This is a genomic window from Luteimonas salinilitoris, assembly GCF_041300785.1.
In the GTDB taxonomy this organism is placed as follows: Bacteria; Pseudomonadota; Gammaproteobacteria; order Xanthomonadales; family Xanthomonadaceae; genus Luteimonas; species Luteimonas salinilitoris.
In genome coordinates this window covers 42,740-57,609 of record NZ_JBFWIB010000002.1, presented here as the reverse complement: position 1 = coordinate 57,609, position 14,870 = coordinate 42,740, and the positions used below count along the sequence as shown (strand labels likewise).

Sequence of the window (14,870 nt, the reverse complement as noted above, 5' to 3'; positions counted from 1 at the left end):
CGGGCCCAGCACGGGCACGGCCGCAGTGACCGGAGACCGGAAATGAACCGCAAGCCTGTATCCGTGCGCGCCGTGTTGGCGGTCGCGTTGCTCGCGCTGGCGGCCACCGCCACGGCGCAGACCCACTATGGCGAGCAACAGCCCTCGGTGGACGACATCATCAAGGATCTCGGCGCCGCCGGCGCGCAGGACACGCCGGTGCCCGGCACGCGCGCATTGCGCCCCGGCGCCGCGGTGTCCGCGACCAGCGCGGCGCAGCCGCCGGCAACGGCGTCGATCTCGATGCAGATCCATTTCGCCTTCAACTCCGACGCCATCTCGCCCAGTTCGCAGACGACGATGAACAATCTGGCGCTGGCGATGAAATCGCCGGAGCTGACCACGCGCCGTTTCGCGATCGTCGGCCACACCGACGGGGTGGGTTCGGCCGAATACAACCAGCGCCTGTCGGAACGCCGCGCCGCATCGGTCCAGCGCTACCTGATCGACAACGGCGTGCCCGCCGATCGTTTGCAGACCAGCGGCCGCGGCAAGAGCCAGCTGCTCAACAGCGCCGATCCCAACGCCGCCGAGAACCGCCGTGTCGAAGTGCAGGCCAGCGGCTGATCCGCGATGCGCACGACACCGGCGCAAGACACCATGGACAGTCCCGCATCCGTCTCCAGCCAGTCAGGCGCAGGGCGCGCCGCTCGCCTTCGGATCGCCCTGATCGCCGCCCTGTGGCCGCTGCTGGCGGCGCCGGCGTCGGCGCAGGACGGCGGCGCCGACCTGGGCCGCCCGTTCGCCACCCGTCACGCGGTCTTCGAACCGATCGGTTTCGGCGACCTGCCCGGCTGGAACCAGGACACGCTGCACGAAGGCGCCGACGGCATGCGCCAGAGCTGTGCGGCCCTGCGCCGCAAGCAGGGCTGGAGCACGGCGTGCGCCGAGTTCGAGGCCGTGGACGCCGGCAGCGACACCGCACTGCGCGGCTTTTTCCAGCGCCACTTCCACGCCTATCGCATCCTGTCGCCGGCGCGCCGAGCCGACGGCCTGCTCACCGGCTATTTCGAACCACTGCTGGAGGGCCGGCGCGATCGCGACGACGTCTTCCGCTATCCGGTCTACGGCCTGCCCGCCGATCTGCTGCTGTTCGACGCGAGCGCGCGTGCCGGAGGGACCCGGCAGTGGCTGCGCGTGCAGGGCAATCGCCTGCTCCCCGCCTCCGCCGGCGGCGCCAGCGCGCGCGAATACACGCTCGCGCTCGACGACATCACGCCGGGCATCCGCGACAAGCGCCTGCGCGTGCGCATCGACGGCGACCACGTGCGTCCCTACTGGTCGCGCCAGGACATCGAGCTCCGGGCGCTCGACGCGCCGGTACTGGCCTGGGTGAGCGCGCCGGACCGGCTGTATTCGATGCAGGTGCAGGGCTCGGGCAAGATCCGCCTCGAGGACGGCAGCCTGATCCGCGTTTCCTACGCCGAACAGAACGGCCACCCGTTCCTGCCCAACATCACCCGCGGCAGCGACGCGCGCATGGTGCTGCGCGCGATCAAGACCCGCGGCCTGAGCGCCGGCGGCAGCAGCGACGTGCGGTCCGATCCGGCCATTTCCGCGTCCGTCAACGATGAAGTGTCGCGGCTGATCGCGCTGTTCCAGGGCAAGGGCGGCAGCACGCCACCCCCATCGCCCGCTTCGCGCCCCGCGCCAACCCCGTCATCGCCGCCCAAGGCTGCTGCCGCGACGGGGATCTCCGGCAACGATGCGGAAGTCGCGGCGATCATCGCCGCGCTGATGGGCGGGGGCAGCGCGTCGGTGCCGGCGCCCAACCCGGCTCCGGAACCGGCGCCCGCTTCGGCGACGCCCCCCACTGCTGCCGCGACCTCCACACCGCCATCGCCCGCCGGACAAGCCTTTGCCGGTAGCGGCGGCGTTCCCGCCGCGCTGACCAATATTCCGGATCCGAGCTACGTCTTCTTCCGCAGCAGTGGGGACGGCCCGCAGGGCCCGGTCGGCGCGTTGGGCGTGCCCTTGACCGCAGGGCGCTCGCTGGCCGTGGATCCGCGCTCCACCCCGCTCGGCTCGCCGGTCTTCATCTCCACCACGGACCCGGCCGGCAACGGTCCCATGCGGCGGCTGATGTTCGCCCAGGACACCGGCGGCGCCATCCGCGGCAGCGTCCGCGGCGACCTGTTCTGGGGTTTCGGCGATACCGCCGGACGGCTGGCGCTGGCAACCAACGAGGTCGCGCAGATGTGGTTGCTGCTGCCGAAGACACAAGTTGTCACCGCCGCGCAGGGAACCGGTGGTCCCGCGCTGCGCTCCCTGCGCTCCCGCGCATCGCTGCCCGACTGCGTCATCGCCGATCCCGACCTCTGCGTCGAGGACTGACACCGCTGACAATTCCTGAGGTAACGCAGCAGCCTCGGCGGCGTCATGAATGCGGCGAGCCATGGCTCCAACCCTCGGCCTCCGCCAGACTGCCGCTGTGGACATGCGCGCCGACGTGGCTGAGCCGCATCCAGGGACACAGCCAGATGCGTCCGCCGGCCTTGCGGATGCGCTGGCAGAACGCGTAGTCCTCGGAAAGATAGCACCCGGTGTCCGGATCGAATCCGCACTCGAAGTACAGCATCATCGGTTGCGCCGCCGCCGCCGTTCCGTTCCCGCCCGGGCCGGGACGCAGGCGGTACTCGGGGTAATGCCGGTCGAACAGCGCGAAGGTGTCGCGCCGGATCATCATGAAGCCGGTGCCGGCCTCGCGCACTTCCAGCGGACGATCTGCCGGCACCTCGTGTCGTTCACCGCCGTCGAGCGGATTGAATGCGAACGTCAGGCCCGTCTCCTGCAGCACTTCCGGCGACGCGTCCGGCCGTGCCCGCGCATGCGCGAGAACCTGCTGCCAGGCGATGTCCTTCTTCGGGTAGGCGGCGGCGATCACGTCGTAGGCCGAGTCCTCGCCCGCCAGCGCCAGCAGGGAGATGACGTCGCCGGGGTCGAAGCCGATGTCGTCGTCGATGAACATGAGATGGGTGCTGTCCGAACGCAGGAATTCGTCGACCATCCGCGCACGGGCGCGAGTGATCAGCGCGTCGTTCATCAGGAAACAGGTCTGCAGCGCCACGTCGTTCTCTGCGCACCAGCGGCTCAGCTCGCACATGGCCATGACGTAGTGGCCGCTGGCCTGGCCGCCGTACATGGGGGTGGCGACGAACAGCCGGCGCCGGCGCAGGACGTCGGCGGCGATGTCGATGTGCACTGTGCCGACTCCCGATGTGCGGCCGCGGCTCAGAAGTCGCCGCAGCCGTTCCTGCGTTCGCTCGACACGCAGCTGGTCAGGTTCGGGCGCGAACGCACCCGCGCCCACTCCCGTCCGAGCTGGTCGCCCTCCTGGTCCTGGCGCGTGCCGTCGAGCGGGCCGGTCACCGGGCACATCGGCAGCATGCCGATGTTGCGGTCGTAGACGTAGCTGTCCGTCGGCAGCCGGATCAGGTCGACGCTGGTCGGCGTCACCGGCGTGAAATCGACGCGCAACGCGGTGAGGTTGGCCGCGGCCTGCACGAACGCGTAGTTGCCCGCGTCCAGCCCGACGCCGGTGATCGCGTACTGCCCGGGGGGCGATCCGGGATCGGCGCCCGTCACGAATGCCAGGGTGCCGATGGTGGCGTCCGCCAGCGTGTCGCCGTTGCGGAAGCCGGTCACCGTGCCGGTGAGCACGCCATTGGGCTGACCGAAGAAGCGCGTGAACGGGTCGGCCACGTAGGTGAGCGTCGCTCTCAGGATCTCGAACGCGGTGGCGTTGGCGGGATCGGACACGAAGCTGTAGTTCAGCGAGGCGACGCCCGTGGGATCGATGGCATAGGTGCCCGCGTCCGAGCCCTGCGCGGCGTCGGTGGTCCACACCAGCGTGCCGATCAGGTCGGCGATACCCTGGTCGTTGCGGAAGCCGCTGACCGAACCGGTCAGCACGCCGTTGGGATCACCGTAGACGCGGCTGTAAGGATCCGCGGTGAACAGCAGCGGCGCCGGAGTGATCGCCAGCACGCCCGGATCGAGCGGGATCGCGTAGCCGACCGGCGAGCTGAAGCTGCCGCCGATCGCGTACTCGCCGACATCGCTGAGGACGGTGGCGGACGTGTCCGGCGCGCCGGCGATCGCAATGCCTGCCTGGTCGCCCAGGATCAGGCCGGAAACGTCGAACGCGAAGGCGGGATTGTTCAGTCCGTACTCGCGCGCGGCATCGCCGATGACGATCGTCGCCGTCGGCTGCTGCCGGTAGATGAAATGGTTGTCGGCCGTCGGCACAGCGACGCCGCAGGGGCCACCGAAACTGCAGTTGTAGAGATTCGGCAGCGAACCGGAACCGGCCAGCCCGCCGCGCTGCTCGCCGGTCCAGGTGTCAGCCCACACGCGCCAGCGGTCGCTCGCCGTAATGGTCGCACCGGCGATGTTCTGCAACCGGCCGGCGGTCACCAGGTCGATGACGTTGCCGCTGACGTCCGCGCCCAGCGTGAGGTCGCCAGCGTTGTTGCGGACGAACACCGCCTCACCGCTGTCGATGCCGGATTCGGCGAGTCCGGTGGCGGCCGACCCGACCGCATCGAACCCCCACGCCGTCACATCGCCAATGGCCAGCGCGTTGACGTCGACATAGCCGAAGTCGCCCGCCGCGCCGCCGGCCAGGGTATTGCCCGACACATCGTTCTGCCCCGCGGTCAGGTCGACGCCGCCGCCGGTCGAGCGCGCCAGCAGGCTTTGCGCGGTGATGCCCGCCGCCGCCGTCTGCACGATGTTGCCGCCGCTGACCAGCGCGAGCGTCCCGCTGCCCAGGTTCACCGCCGCGTTCAGCGCGATGCCGCCGGCACCGCCGGCGTTCTGCAGGGTCACGTTGCCGGTGCGCGCCAGCGCCTCGGCGATGGAGATCGCGCCGGCATGCCCGGCATGGCCGATCACCAGGTCTGGTGTGGCGATATTTGCCAGCGATGCCATCGACACGAACTCGCCCGTCCCGCCGCCGATCTGCAGCGCCGCGGTGTTGCGGTCGGTCGCAGCACCCGTCGCGTTCACTTCACCTGCGCGCAGATCGACAACCCCGCTCGTGCCGGCGCTGCCGTTGACGAGCAGCGCGGTGGTGCTGCCGTCGTTGCCCGCGCGCAGGACGATGTTGCCGGCCCCGGCGTCGACGCTCGCCGCGACAGGCGCGTTGGGGCCCACGCCGGACACGAAGACGCCCGCACCCGAGCCCTCCGACGATCCGCTGAGCAGGATATCGCCGCCAGCGCTGGCGACGACCGTGCCCGCCCCCAGGAGAAGCCCCTCGTTGAGGATCGGATTGCCGCTGTCGTCCGTTCCGTCTTCTCCGCCGCGCCCGCTCAGCACGATGTCGCCGCCATCGCTCAGGATGCCGTGCCCGAATGCGAAGACGCCGCTGCCGTCGCCGACGGCGCCGTCTTCCATGCCGCCGATCCCGACCACGCCGACGGCGCCACTGCCGCTGGACAGCACGCCGCCGCCCGACAGCGCCACGCCGGTGCCGGCGTTGTCCAGCACCGCACCGAAGATGTCGATATCGCCGTCCGTGGAAAGGATCTCGCCACCGGTGACGGACACGCCCGCCGCATCGCCGCCGAACGTTCCCGCGGTGCGGCCAATAATCGCGATATCGCCGGTCGAGCCGCGGAGGTTGCTGCCGCTCAGCAGCACGCCGATGTCGATCCCGCTTTCGCCGCGGCTGTTGCCTTCGATCGTGACCGCGCCGCCGGCATTGGCGGCGTCCTGCGCGATGCGGGTATCCAGCGTACTGCCGGCGATCGACACGCCGGTACCGCCGCTGTCCAGCGCCTGCAGCGTCAGCGTGCCGCCCTCGGTGTTGATCGTGGCGCCGCTGATGGCGACGCCGGTGTCCTGGGTGATCAGGCTGGTGGCGCTCATGTCGCCGCCGCCGCTGTCGAGCGTGGTGTCTTCGACTTCGATGCCATAGGTTGTGCTGTTGCGGCTGATCAGGTCGATCGCACCGCCGTTGGTCTGCACCGTGCCCTGATACAACCCGACGCTGGACAGCGCGTCGATGCTCAGGTCAAGCGGACCGGCGCTGCTCAGGATGCTCCACGGACCGTTCGGATCGCCGTCCGCGCCGATGCCGGCGAGCACTTGGCCGCCGGCGGCGGTCAGCGACAGCGCAACCGGTTGCGTGCCGGTATTGGCGATGGCCACGCCCGGCGCAACGTTGATCTGCGCCGTGCCGGTGGCGGGCGCCGGCACGGTGATGTCGACATTCGTGCCAGCGCGGAGCGCGCCGCCGATCGAATCGTCGGACACCAGGCTGACACCGCCAGGCGGGCCGAATTCGCTCGCTCCGGCGACGATGGCCAGTCCGCGGCCGGATTGAATCTCCCATGCCCCTGCGCCGCCGGGGCCTCCGGCGGCCACCTCGATCCCGCGCAGATCGAGGATGTCCGCGGACGCGGTGCGGACCAGGCCACCGGGGCCGGAGCCACCGGCCTGCGCGCTGAGCAGCGTCCCCGACGAGACTTGCAGCACGGTCCCCGCATCGATCTCGATCGTGCCGCCGCTGCCGGCGGCGAGGGCATCGCTGCGGATCTCGACGGCGGTCGTGACATCGTCTCCGCTGTCACCCGTCACAGACGTGCTGCCGGCGCTGGCGATGGTAATGGTGCCGCCGCCGGAATGACCCGAGGCGTCGATGCTGATGCAGCTGCTTCCCTCAACGTCACAGCCCGTACCGTCGTCGTCGCTGAGCGCCAACCCGAAGATGGCCACATCTTGACCCTCGATCTCGATCGTGCCGCCCTGCTGTCCGGTCGCCGTGCCGGTGGCGTCAAGCGTGCCGCCGACGTCGACGACGCCGTTGGGACCGCTGAGCACGATGCGGCCCTCGCGGTTCTCGAGCGTGCGCGCGCGGATCTGGCCCTGGTTGAGGATGATGAATTCACCGGATGTGTGCGTATTGTTGGATACCAGCCGCACCTGGCCGCCGTCCGCCTTGATCACGCCCGTACCGGTATTGCCGACCGTGGCGAAGACCGCGTCGGGGTCGCCGTTCAGCACGACCTGGGTCAGGCCGTCGCCGAAGAAGTCGAGCGTGACCTGCCGGCCCTGCGCCATGATCACCGAGCCCAGTTCGGCGGTGAGCGCGCCGCCGTTGGTGATGTCCTGGTTGCCGAGCAGTGCCAGCGTGCCGCCCGGCGCCGCCGTCAGCGACGCCGCGGGCGTGGTCTGCCCGGTGGTCGGATCGGTTTCCGGACCGGCCACCGTGATGTCGCCGAAGGGGGATTCGTCGGCCTGACCAAAGCCGAAGCTGCCGCTGATCACGCCCGCATTGAAGTCCACGTCGCTGATCGACAGCGTGGAGGCGACCAGACCGCCGACGTTGACCTGCGCACCGGCGCCGAACAGCACGCCGCTGGGATTGACGATGAAGACGCGGCCGTTGTCCGCGTTGAGCGCGCCCCGGATCTCGGATTGGGCGATGCCGTCGACGTTGCCGATCACCCGGTTGAGCGTCACTCCGCCGGCCACGGCATGATTGAAGGTCATCGTCGCCTCGCTGCCGATCGAGAAGCTCTCCCAGTTGATGATGGCACCGGACCCCGGCTGGGCGATGGTCATCGTGTTGCCGGTGGTCTGGATATCGCCGATGGTGATGCCGGACAAGCCACTGGGATCTGTCGGCAGCGTGTTGGGCGCCACTTGCGTATACGCAAGCGGCGGCGCCAGCGCGATGGCGAGTGCAAGGGGCAGTGGATGGCGGGCCAGCCGTCTGCGGCTGCGGCGGTAGGATTCGGATCTGGTATGCGGGCGCATGAGGATCTCCGCTCAGAAGCTTTTCTGGAACTGCACGTACAGCCGCGGATCGCGTGGATCGGCGAGCGCCGCACGGGTGTCGCGCCAGGCGAGCGTCGCGTTGAGGCCGTAGTCGCCGGGTTTGGCCCAGCTCAGGCCGAGACCGTAGCCGCGCAGGCTGACGCCGTTGCTGCCGGGATCGAGGGGATGGCGGTCGTGGTCGAAGGCGCCGTGCGCGGCGTCGTAGAACACGTAGGGCGTGAGGCGCTCAGTGGCCGCGTAGCGCAACTCGAGGTTGGCGATATAACCTTCATCCACCAGCGCCTCGTTGGTGGAATAGGCGCGGACCGCGCGCGGTCCGCCCAGCGAGAGCTGTTCGGAAGGATCGAGATTCCTGTTCGTGCGCTGCGCGCCCGCGCCGAGGAACAGGCTCAGCTTCGGGGCGAGGTACTGCAGCCGCGTGGCCTGCACGACGAGCTTGGTGAAATGGCCCTCGGTCCTGCGGCCCAGCGGCGACTGGTCGAAGAACTCGCTGAGCGGGTCGCGGATGTCCAGCTCGCCGCGGTACAGCACGCCGTTGACGCTGCTGTAGCCGCCGCCGAACAGCTGATCGCGGTGCTCGAACGCCCAACCCAGGCTGGCGCCGCGCACCCGCTTCTCGGCTTCGAAGCCGAGCGCCTCGAATTCGTCGGTGAGGTCCTTGCGGTCGAGCGCGCCGCGCAGGAACAGGTTGGTGGCACGCTGGCGGATCAGGGGATAGGTCGCCGAGACGTCGACGATGTCGGCGGCGCCGGTCGCCTCCAGCGCCCTGAAGTCGCCGCCCAGTTCGTATTGCACGCGCGCGATGCCGGCGCCGACGCGCAGGCCGTCATGGCCGACCGGCGTCTCATAGGCCAGACGCCCGAACGCGGTGTTGATCCCCTCGGCGACCAGCAGGCGCAGGTCCAGGTTGTCGCCGCGCCCGGCGGGACTGGCCCAGCGCAGGGTGCCGCCGACGCGGATCCGTCCGGACTCGGGCGTGCCGTGGTTGTCGGCCTCCAGCGCGACCGCCAGCCGCTCGCCCCTGGCCACGCGCACGGCCAGGTCGGTGCTGCCGGCGGCCGCACCGGGTTGGATCACGGACTGCGGGCGGATGCCCGGCAGGTCGGACAGCAGCAGCATCACGCGCTCGTAGCGCGGGCCGTTGAGCGCCTGGCCCGGCTGCAGCGGCGCCAGCATTTTCTGCACGCGCTCGGCGGAGATCGGCGCGTCTTCGGCGATATCGATGTCGACGTTGCCGAGCGTACCCTCGACCACGCTGATGCTGACGCGCCCGCCCTGCACTTCCTGCACCGGCACCATCGCCTGCGCCAGGAAATAGCCGCGCTCGCGGTACAGCGCCGTCACGCGCCGGGCGATCTCCTCCAGGTCCGGCAGGGTCACGTCGCGGCCGATCCTGTCGGCCGCCAGCGCCTGCAGTTCGGCGTCGGCAATGCCGGTGTTGCCGACGAACTCCACTGCGACGAGCCGGAAGCCCGCCTGCGGCGCGGGCTGCATTTCCGGCTCGGGCAACGTTTGCGGCAGCGTCTGCGGCGTGGTTTCGGTTTCGGCCCGTACATCGCAACCGAGAGCGATCAGTACGGCGCAGGTCAGCAGGCGCACGCGCCGCACCGGCCTCGGAGGATGCACCCGCGTCATCTCACTGCTCCACCGTCAGACGCCAGTTGCCGATCAGGTTGAACGAGGCCCAGTAGAACGGGTGCGCAGTGTCGGGATCGCTCAGCACGGCCAGTTGCCCCGCCTGCATGGCCCGCTGCAGGTCGGCGCCACCGCGCAGGTCGCGGTACAGGGTCGTCATCAGCCGTTCGGTGTCGCGATCGGGCACCGGCCACAGCGAGGCGACCAGCGCCGAGGTGCCGGCCGACAGGAACGAGCGGGTGAAGCCCAGCACTTCGTCGCCGTCGGCAACGCGGCCCAGGCCTGTCTCGCACGCCGACAGCGTCACCAGCGAGACGTCGCCCAAATCCAAGTCCAGCACCTCGCGCGCTTCCAGGAAGTTCTGCCTGCCGTCCTCGTCGGCGAGCAGGATCTGCGAATGCAGCGGATCGACGACGTCGGCGCGCGCATGCGCGGCGACATGGACGATCCGTGACTTCGGTGCGTCGGCGACGAAACGCGTCTCGGTCGCGTCGGCCTGAAAATAGACCTGGGAACCGGGAAACAGCGCCGCCAGGGTCTCGACCTCGCGCTCCGAACCCGGGAGCGGATCGGCGACCGTGGGGCTGACCAGCGGATTGCCGAATGCGAGCAGCCGCGGCGCCGTGCGCGGCGCGCGCTCGGCCAGGCGCGCGGCGATGCTGACCGAGGGCGCGGTCGTGATCGGATGCCGCTCGATCAGGTAACGCCCGTCCACGCGCAGCGCCTGGAACGGCAGGTAGTGCAGCGGACCGTGCGGGACCACGATCAAGCGCTGTCCTTCCTGCAGCCCGAACGGCGCGATCAGCAGCGCCGCGATGCTGTCGCCGGCGCTCACCGCCGCCGGGTGCAGGCCGATGATCGCTCCGCGATAGGCATCGACCAGGCGCTCCAAGTCGGCGCGCGGCAGCGCGATCCTGTGTTCGCTGACGCCCCCGGGCGAGATCACCCAGGCCAGCAGGACATCCTCCAGCGAGTGGTAGGCGATCACCCGCTCGTCGGGGCGCAGCTGGCGGCGCAGGGTCGCGACGTCGATCGCCGCGGCGGTGGCGTCCTCGGGCGTACGGCCGCGGTCGGCGACCGCATCCAGCAGCGCGCGGGCGCGGCTGCGTTCGCTGACGTCGAAGGCGCGTTCGGCATCGCCGGTCTCCGAATACAGCCGGATGGCGCGGTCGAATACGGCCTGCAGATCGGAGAACAGACCCATCCGAAACTCTTCGCTGCGAAAGCGCGCGCGCACGCGATCGAACGCAGCCAGCGCACGCTCCAGCGACTGCGCCGCCGCCTGCGGCCGCCCGAGCGCCTGTTCGCTCTTGGACATGCCGTCCAGCGCCCACAGCGTGTAGAAACCCTCGTCGTCCGCGACCTGCTTGCCGACCAGGCCCTGGAACAGCGTCAGCGCCTCGGCCGGGTTGTTCTCGGCCAGCAGCAGCCGGCCGCGGGTGCGATCGAGTTCGGCGCGTTGCACGGCGTCGTCGGGGACGGCGATCGCGTCGAGCTCGCTGCGTGCACCCGCCACGTCGCCGGCGAGGATCCGTGCGTTCACCAGCGAGGCCTGCACCAGCGGACGGTAGCGGTCCGAACTGCTCGTCAGCGCCGTCTCGTAGGCGGCGATCGCCTCCGGATAGCGCCCCCGGCGGGCGTGCACATCGCCGAGGACCTTGTATGCCGGCCCCTGCACCTGCTGCGGGTCGTCGGCGCGCTTGCCGAGGGCGAGATGGGCGAAGCCTTCCGCGCGATCGAGCTGGCCGGCATAGTCGAAGGCGATGGCCAGGTCGCGATAGACCTTGGCCAGCAGGTCCTCGTTGCCGGTCTGCAGGGCGACATGCAGCGCCTTGCTGGCCGCCTGCACGCTGCGCCGGAACTCGCCGCGCTCGGCCAGCGCCACCGCCTGGCTGCAGTACGCATAGCCGTCCAGCTTCACCGCCTCGGCTTGGTACAGGACGGCGCCGTCCGCGGCCAGCGACAGTGCGGTATCGGCGTCCTCCATGCGGGCGAGCGCGCCCATCACGGCGCGCAGGTCCGGATGGATCTCGTCGCCGGCGATCGGCGCGGCGGCATCCTGCGCATGCACGAGCGGCGTGGCGAGCGCCAGCAGCAACGCGCCCGCGAGGATCGGGACGAGGGTCGGTGCGATCGCCGCGCATATCGCGCTGCGACACCGGTACCGATGCGGACGCGCGTCTGGCATGCCTGGGCTCCATGGCGACAGGGGGACGTTGTCGCAGCCGTGCAGCCGTGACGAACGTTGCGAGTCTAGGAACCATCGCCGGCAGCGCCTATCCGCGAGAGGAGATAGTGCTTTCGGCTTAGCGCCGGGCCGGCCGTCGTGGGACCACGCCTTGTCGCAGGACGTTCACACCACCTGCGCCGCAATACGCCGTCAGGCCAGGTTTGCCGTCCGCGGCGCGTCGGATGCATGCGCTTTCGAAGGGCTGCGTGCCGGCACGGGAAGCAGACGGCCTTGCGCGCATTCGCCACGGCGGAATTCGACGAGACTGTCGGGCGTGGCACCTTCGACGTACAGCCTCCCCAATGGAGCCAGGAAGGCGTTGCGCCGTTCCGGAACCATCGCCGGCAGCGTCGTGAGCAGCGCGCACGGATCGTAGAAGCGGAATGACCGGTTACCCCCGCCGGGCCTGGGGATGCGCAGCCAGGCACGCAGATGCTCGCGCAGCGGCCAGCCGTCGCTGCCGGCCGGCGGACACAGCGCAATGCCGCCGTGCCGGTCCCAGCACGTTCGCAGCACAGCGGTGACCTGCGCCGCTTCGCGGTGCAGGCGCACGAGGTAGGGGGCGCATTCGGTCAGCACCGGATCCAGGCCTTCCGACAGCAGGCACCAGTACTCGGCACCGGCCAGACGCAACTGTCGCGGCAGGTCAGGTGTCCGGCAGCCGTCGAGCACGGCGTAGGCTTCGTCGGCGCCGGCGAACAGACACGCCTGCAGCAGTTCGCCGGCTGGCATCGCGTTCACTGTCGCCCACCCCTTCCGGAGGAAAGGCGGGCGGAAGCGTATCCGGTTCGTTTGTCTGACTGCCATGTCATCGCAAGCATTCCGTGGCGGCACCTCGGTCCTAGCTGCCTGGCCATGGCGGTGGCCGAGCCCGTGCCGGGCCCGCGCTATGGCATATCCAACGAGATCGCGCATCATGCCGGGATTCTCACAATCCTGAATCCGTCGGCCAACTGGCCTTCGGACAGGATCCCCCATCGACTTGGAACGGATATTCGCATCGCTACCGGACATCCCGGCCCCGCGCCGGCCACCTCCACTCGAAACCGGGACGCACGCGCACTGCCACGCGCTCAGGTGCGACCGGAAACCTCATCGCGGCCATTGCGACGGTTTTCAAAGCCGATCGACTGAAGCCGCACCGGAATCCGGCGCTTCAAACTGCGTTATCCGCGTTCATCCGTGTCTAGAATGCCTCACTCACGGTCGAGAAATCGCTCCAGGTCATGAGCACCGATGTCCAGCCTGTCCCGGCATCACGGCGTCCGCGCGAACTGTCGCTCGTCGCCAGGCTGAGTCTGCTCGCAATCCTGCCGGCAACCCTGATCGCGGTGCTGCTGGCGGTGCTGCTGAACCACAACCACCGCCGCGAAATCGAGCACGTCGCCTCGGCCACCGCCGAGGCGGTCGCCGGGAACCTCGCCGCCGCCGCCGCCATCGCCATGACCAACGACGATCGCGCGGCACTGGCGCAGATCGCCGAACCGCTGGCGGACAACGAGGACCTGGTGCGCGTACAGTTCCTGTCCCGCGACGGCGAGATCCTCGCCGAAGCGACCGGCCCGGCGGCGCAGTCGCAGCCGCGCTTCGTCGAGGTCGCGAGCCCGGTGACGGCGGCAACGCCGGACGCCGCGTCGCCCGGACAGGTGCGGGTCCAGTTCGGACTCGGCCGCATTGACGACATCCGGCGCAGGCAGACGCAGGCGACCGCACTGCTGCTGGCCGCCTGCCTGGCGGCGGCCGGCGTGGCCGGATGGCGCGCGGCCAGGCGCGTGAGCGCGCCGGTGCTGGAACTGGCCGATGCCGTGGATCGGCTGGGCCGCGGCGCGCGCGGCGTCAGCGTGCCTATCACCCGCGGCGGCGAGATCGGACATCTGCAGCACGGCTTCAACGCCGCCTCGGTGGCGCTGACCGAGGCCTGGGACGAACTGGAGGCCCGCATCGTCGCCGCTACCGACGAACTGGCGCGCAAGAACGCCAAACTGGAAGCGGCCAGCCATGCACGTGCGCGCTTCCTCGCCGCGGCCAGTCACGACCTGCGCCAGCCGCTGTACGCGCTGACGCTGTTCTCATCGGCATTGAAGGCGGGCGAAACCGATCCGGCGCGACTCACCCGCGCCAGCCACATCCAGGAGTGCGTGACCACGCTCGACGGCCTGTTTTCCGAGCTGCTCGACCTCTCGCGCCTGGAAAGCGGCACGATGCAGCCCTCACCCAGCGACTTCCCGCTAGACCCATTGCTCGAGGAGGTGAACCGCACGTTCCGCATGATCGCCGAGAAGCGCGAGCTGCGCCTGGTCCTGCGCAAGACCGACGCCTGGGTACACACCGACCGCACCATGCTGGCGCGCATCGTCAACAACCTGGTGAGCAACGCCCTGCGCTACACCGAACGAGGCGGCGTGCTGGTGGGTGCACGCGCCGCCGGCGCCGGGCACGTCCGCGTCGAGGTCTGGGACACCGGACCCGGCATCGCGGCCGAACACCAGGCGCGCGTGTTCGAGGAATTCTTCCAGGTAGAGACGGAGCGACCGGACCGCGAGCACCGGGAGCACGGCATGGGGCTCGGCCTGGCGACGGCACATCGCCTCGCACACCTGCTCGGCAGCGAACTCGAGTTGCGCTCTCGACTGCGGCTGGGCAGCGTGTTCAGCGTGACCGTCTCGCGTGCGCACGCGGAAGCGCGCGCGCGCGCGGGCGATGTGCCGACCGAAGCGCCGCTGGACGCGAGCGGACTGCGCGTGCTGGTGATCGACGACGAGCCGGCGATCCTGGAAGGGATGCGGGTGCTGATGCACAGCTGGGATTGCGACATGCGTGCGGCCGAGGACGCCGAACAGGCGCTGGCCGCGGTGCGCGACTGGGGACCGCCCGACATCGTGCTGTCCGACCTCAAACTCGCCCGCGGCCGCACCGGACTGGATGCGCTGCGCAGGCTCGAGGCGCACTACGGCGTGGCCGAGGGAGCGTCGCCGCCGTTCGCACGCCTGCTAATCACCGGCGAGACCAAGGGCGAACGTCTGCAAGAGGCAAACGCTGCGCGCATCCCGGTGCTGCACAAGCCGGTACCGCCGGAGCGGCTGCGCGAGGCGATGATCGCGGCGATCCTCACCCTAGGCGGCGCACGCGCGGCCTGATCGTCCGTCCATCCCCTCCCTCGCAGGGCGATGTGGTGCGG

Annotated in this window: 8 protein-coding genes; 3 read left to right on the top strand and 5 right to left on the bottom strand. The window is 70.1% G+C overall.

Features of this window, described 5'->3' with window-relative positions; genetic code table 11:
* Nucleotides 1-42: 42 nt before the first annotated feature.
* A complete protein-coding gene (locus AB5T46_RS03620; RefSeq protein ID WP_370562496.1) occupies nt 43-606 on the top strand; it encodes an OmpA family protein in 564 nt (187 codons plus the stop codon).
* Nucleotides 607-612: 6 nt separating this feature from the next.
* Nucleotides 613-2,373 (top strand): MltA domain-containing protein, encoded by a 1,761-nt coding sequence (locus AB5T46_RS03615; protein ID WP_370562495.1) that lies wholly within the window; start codon nt 613-615, stop codon nt 2,371-2,373.
* Between the two features lie 43 nt (nt 2,374-2,416).
* On the opposite strand, the gene AB5T46_RS03610 is transcribed toward AB5T46_RS03615, so the two are convergent.
* From AB5T46_RS03610 to AB5T46_RS03590, 5 genes are all read right to left on the bottom strand, one after another.
* Complete coding sequence (locus AB5T46_RS03610) at nt 2,417-3,241, bottom strand: glycosyltransferase family 2 protein (RefSeq protein ID WP_370562494.1); 825 nt, start codon at nt 3,239-3,241, stop codon at nt 2,417-2,419.
* A gap of 29 nt (nt 3,242-3,270) precedes the next feature.
* Nucleotides 3,271-7,806 carry a beta strand repeat-containing protein gene (locus AB5T46_RS03605; RefSeq protein WP_370562493.1) on the bottom strand — a complete coding sequence of 1,512 codons (4,536 nt, stop codon included), beginning with the start codon at nt 7,804-7,806 and terminating at the stop codon, nt 3,271-3,273.
* Between the two features lie 12 nt (nt 7,807-7,818).
* A complete protein-coding gene (locus tag AB5T46_RS03600; RefSeq protein WP_370562492.1) occupies nt 7,819-9,462 on the bottom strand; it encodes a ShlB/FhaC/HecB family hemolysin secretion/activation protein in 1,644 nt (547 codons plus the stop codon).
* Between the two features lies 1 nt (nt 9,463).
* Nucleotides 9,464-11,650 (bottom strand): CHAT domain-containing protein, encoded by a 2,187-nt coding sequence (locus AB5T46_RS03595; RefSeq protein ID WP_370562491.1) that lies wholly within the window; start codon nt 11,648-11,650, stop codon nt 9,464-9,466.
* 192 nt (nt 11,651-11,842) lie between these two features.
* Nucleotides 11,843-12,610, bottom strand: coding sequence for a DUF4123 domain-containing protein (locus AB5T46_RS03590; RefSeq protein WP_370562490.1), 768 nt, complete (start codon nt 12,608-12,610; stop codon nt 11,843-11,845).
* Between the two features lie 308 nt (nt 12,611-12,918).
* On the opposite strand from AB5T46_RS03590, the gene AB5T46_RS03585 reads away from it, so the two are divergent.
* Nucleotides 12,919-14,829 carry an ATP-binding response regulator gene (locus AB5T46_RS03585; RefSeq protein ID WP_370562489.1) on the top strand — a complete coding sequence of 637 codons (1,911 nt, stop codon included), beginning with the start codon at nt 12,919-12,921 and terminating at the stop codon, nt 14,827-14,829.
* Nucleotides 14,830-14,870: the final 41 nt, after the last annotated feature.

Coding starts and splice junctions, on each gene's coding strand:
- AB5T46_RS03620 (WP_370562496.1), top strand. CDS start 43: ATGAACCGCAAGCCTGTATCCGTGCGCGCCGTGTTGGCGGTCGCGTTG.
- AB5T46_RS03615 (WP_370562495.1), top strand. CDS start 613: ATGCGCACGACACCGGCGCAAGACACCATGGACAGTCCCGCATCCGTC.
- AB5T46_RS03605 (WP_370562493.1), bottom strand. CDS start 7,806: ATGCGCCCGCATACCAGATCCGAATCCTACCGCCGCAGCCGCAGACGG.
- AB5T46_RS03600 (WP_370562492.1), bottom strand. CDS start 9,462: ATGACGCGGGTGCATCCTCCGAGGCCGGTGCGGCGCGTGCGCCTGCTG.
- AB5T46_RS03595 (WP_370562491.1), bottom strand. CDS start 11,650: ATGCCAGACGCGCGTCCGCATCGGTACCGGTGTCGCAGCGCGATATGC.
- AB5T46_RS03590 (WP_370562490.1), bottom strand. CDS start 12,610: ATGATGCGCGATCTCGTTGGATATGCCATAGCGCGGGCCCGGCACGGG.
- AB5T46_RS03585 (WP_370562489.1), top strand. CDS start 12,919: ATGAGCACCGATGTCCAGCCTGTCCCGGCATCACGGCGTCCGCGCGAA.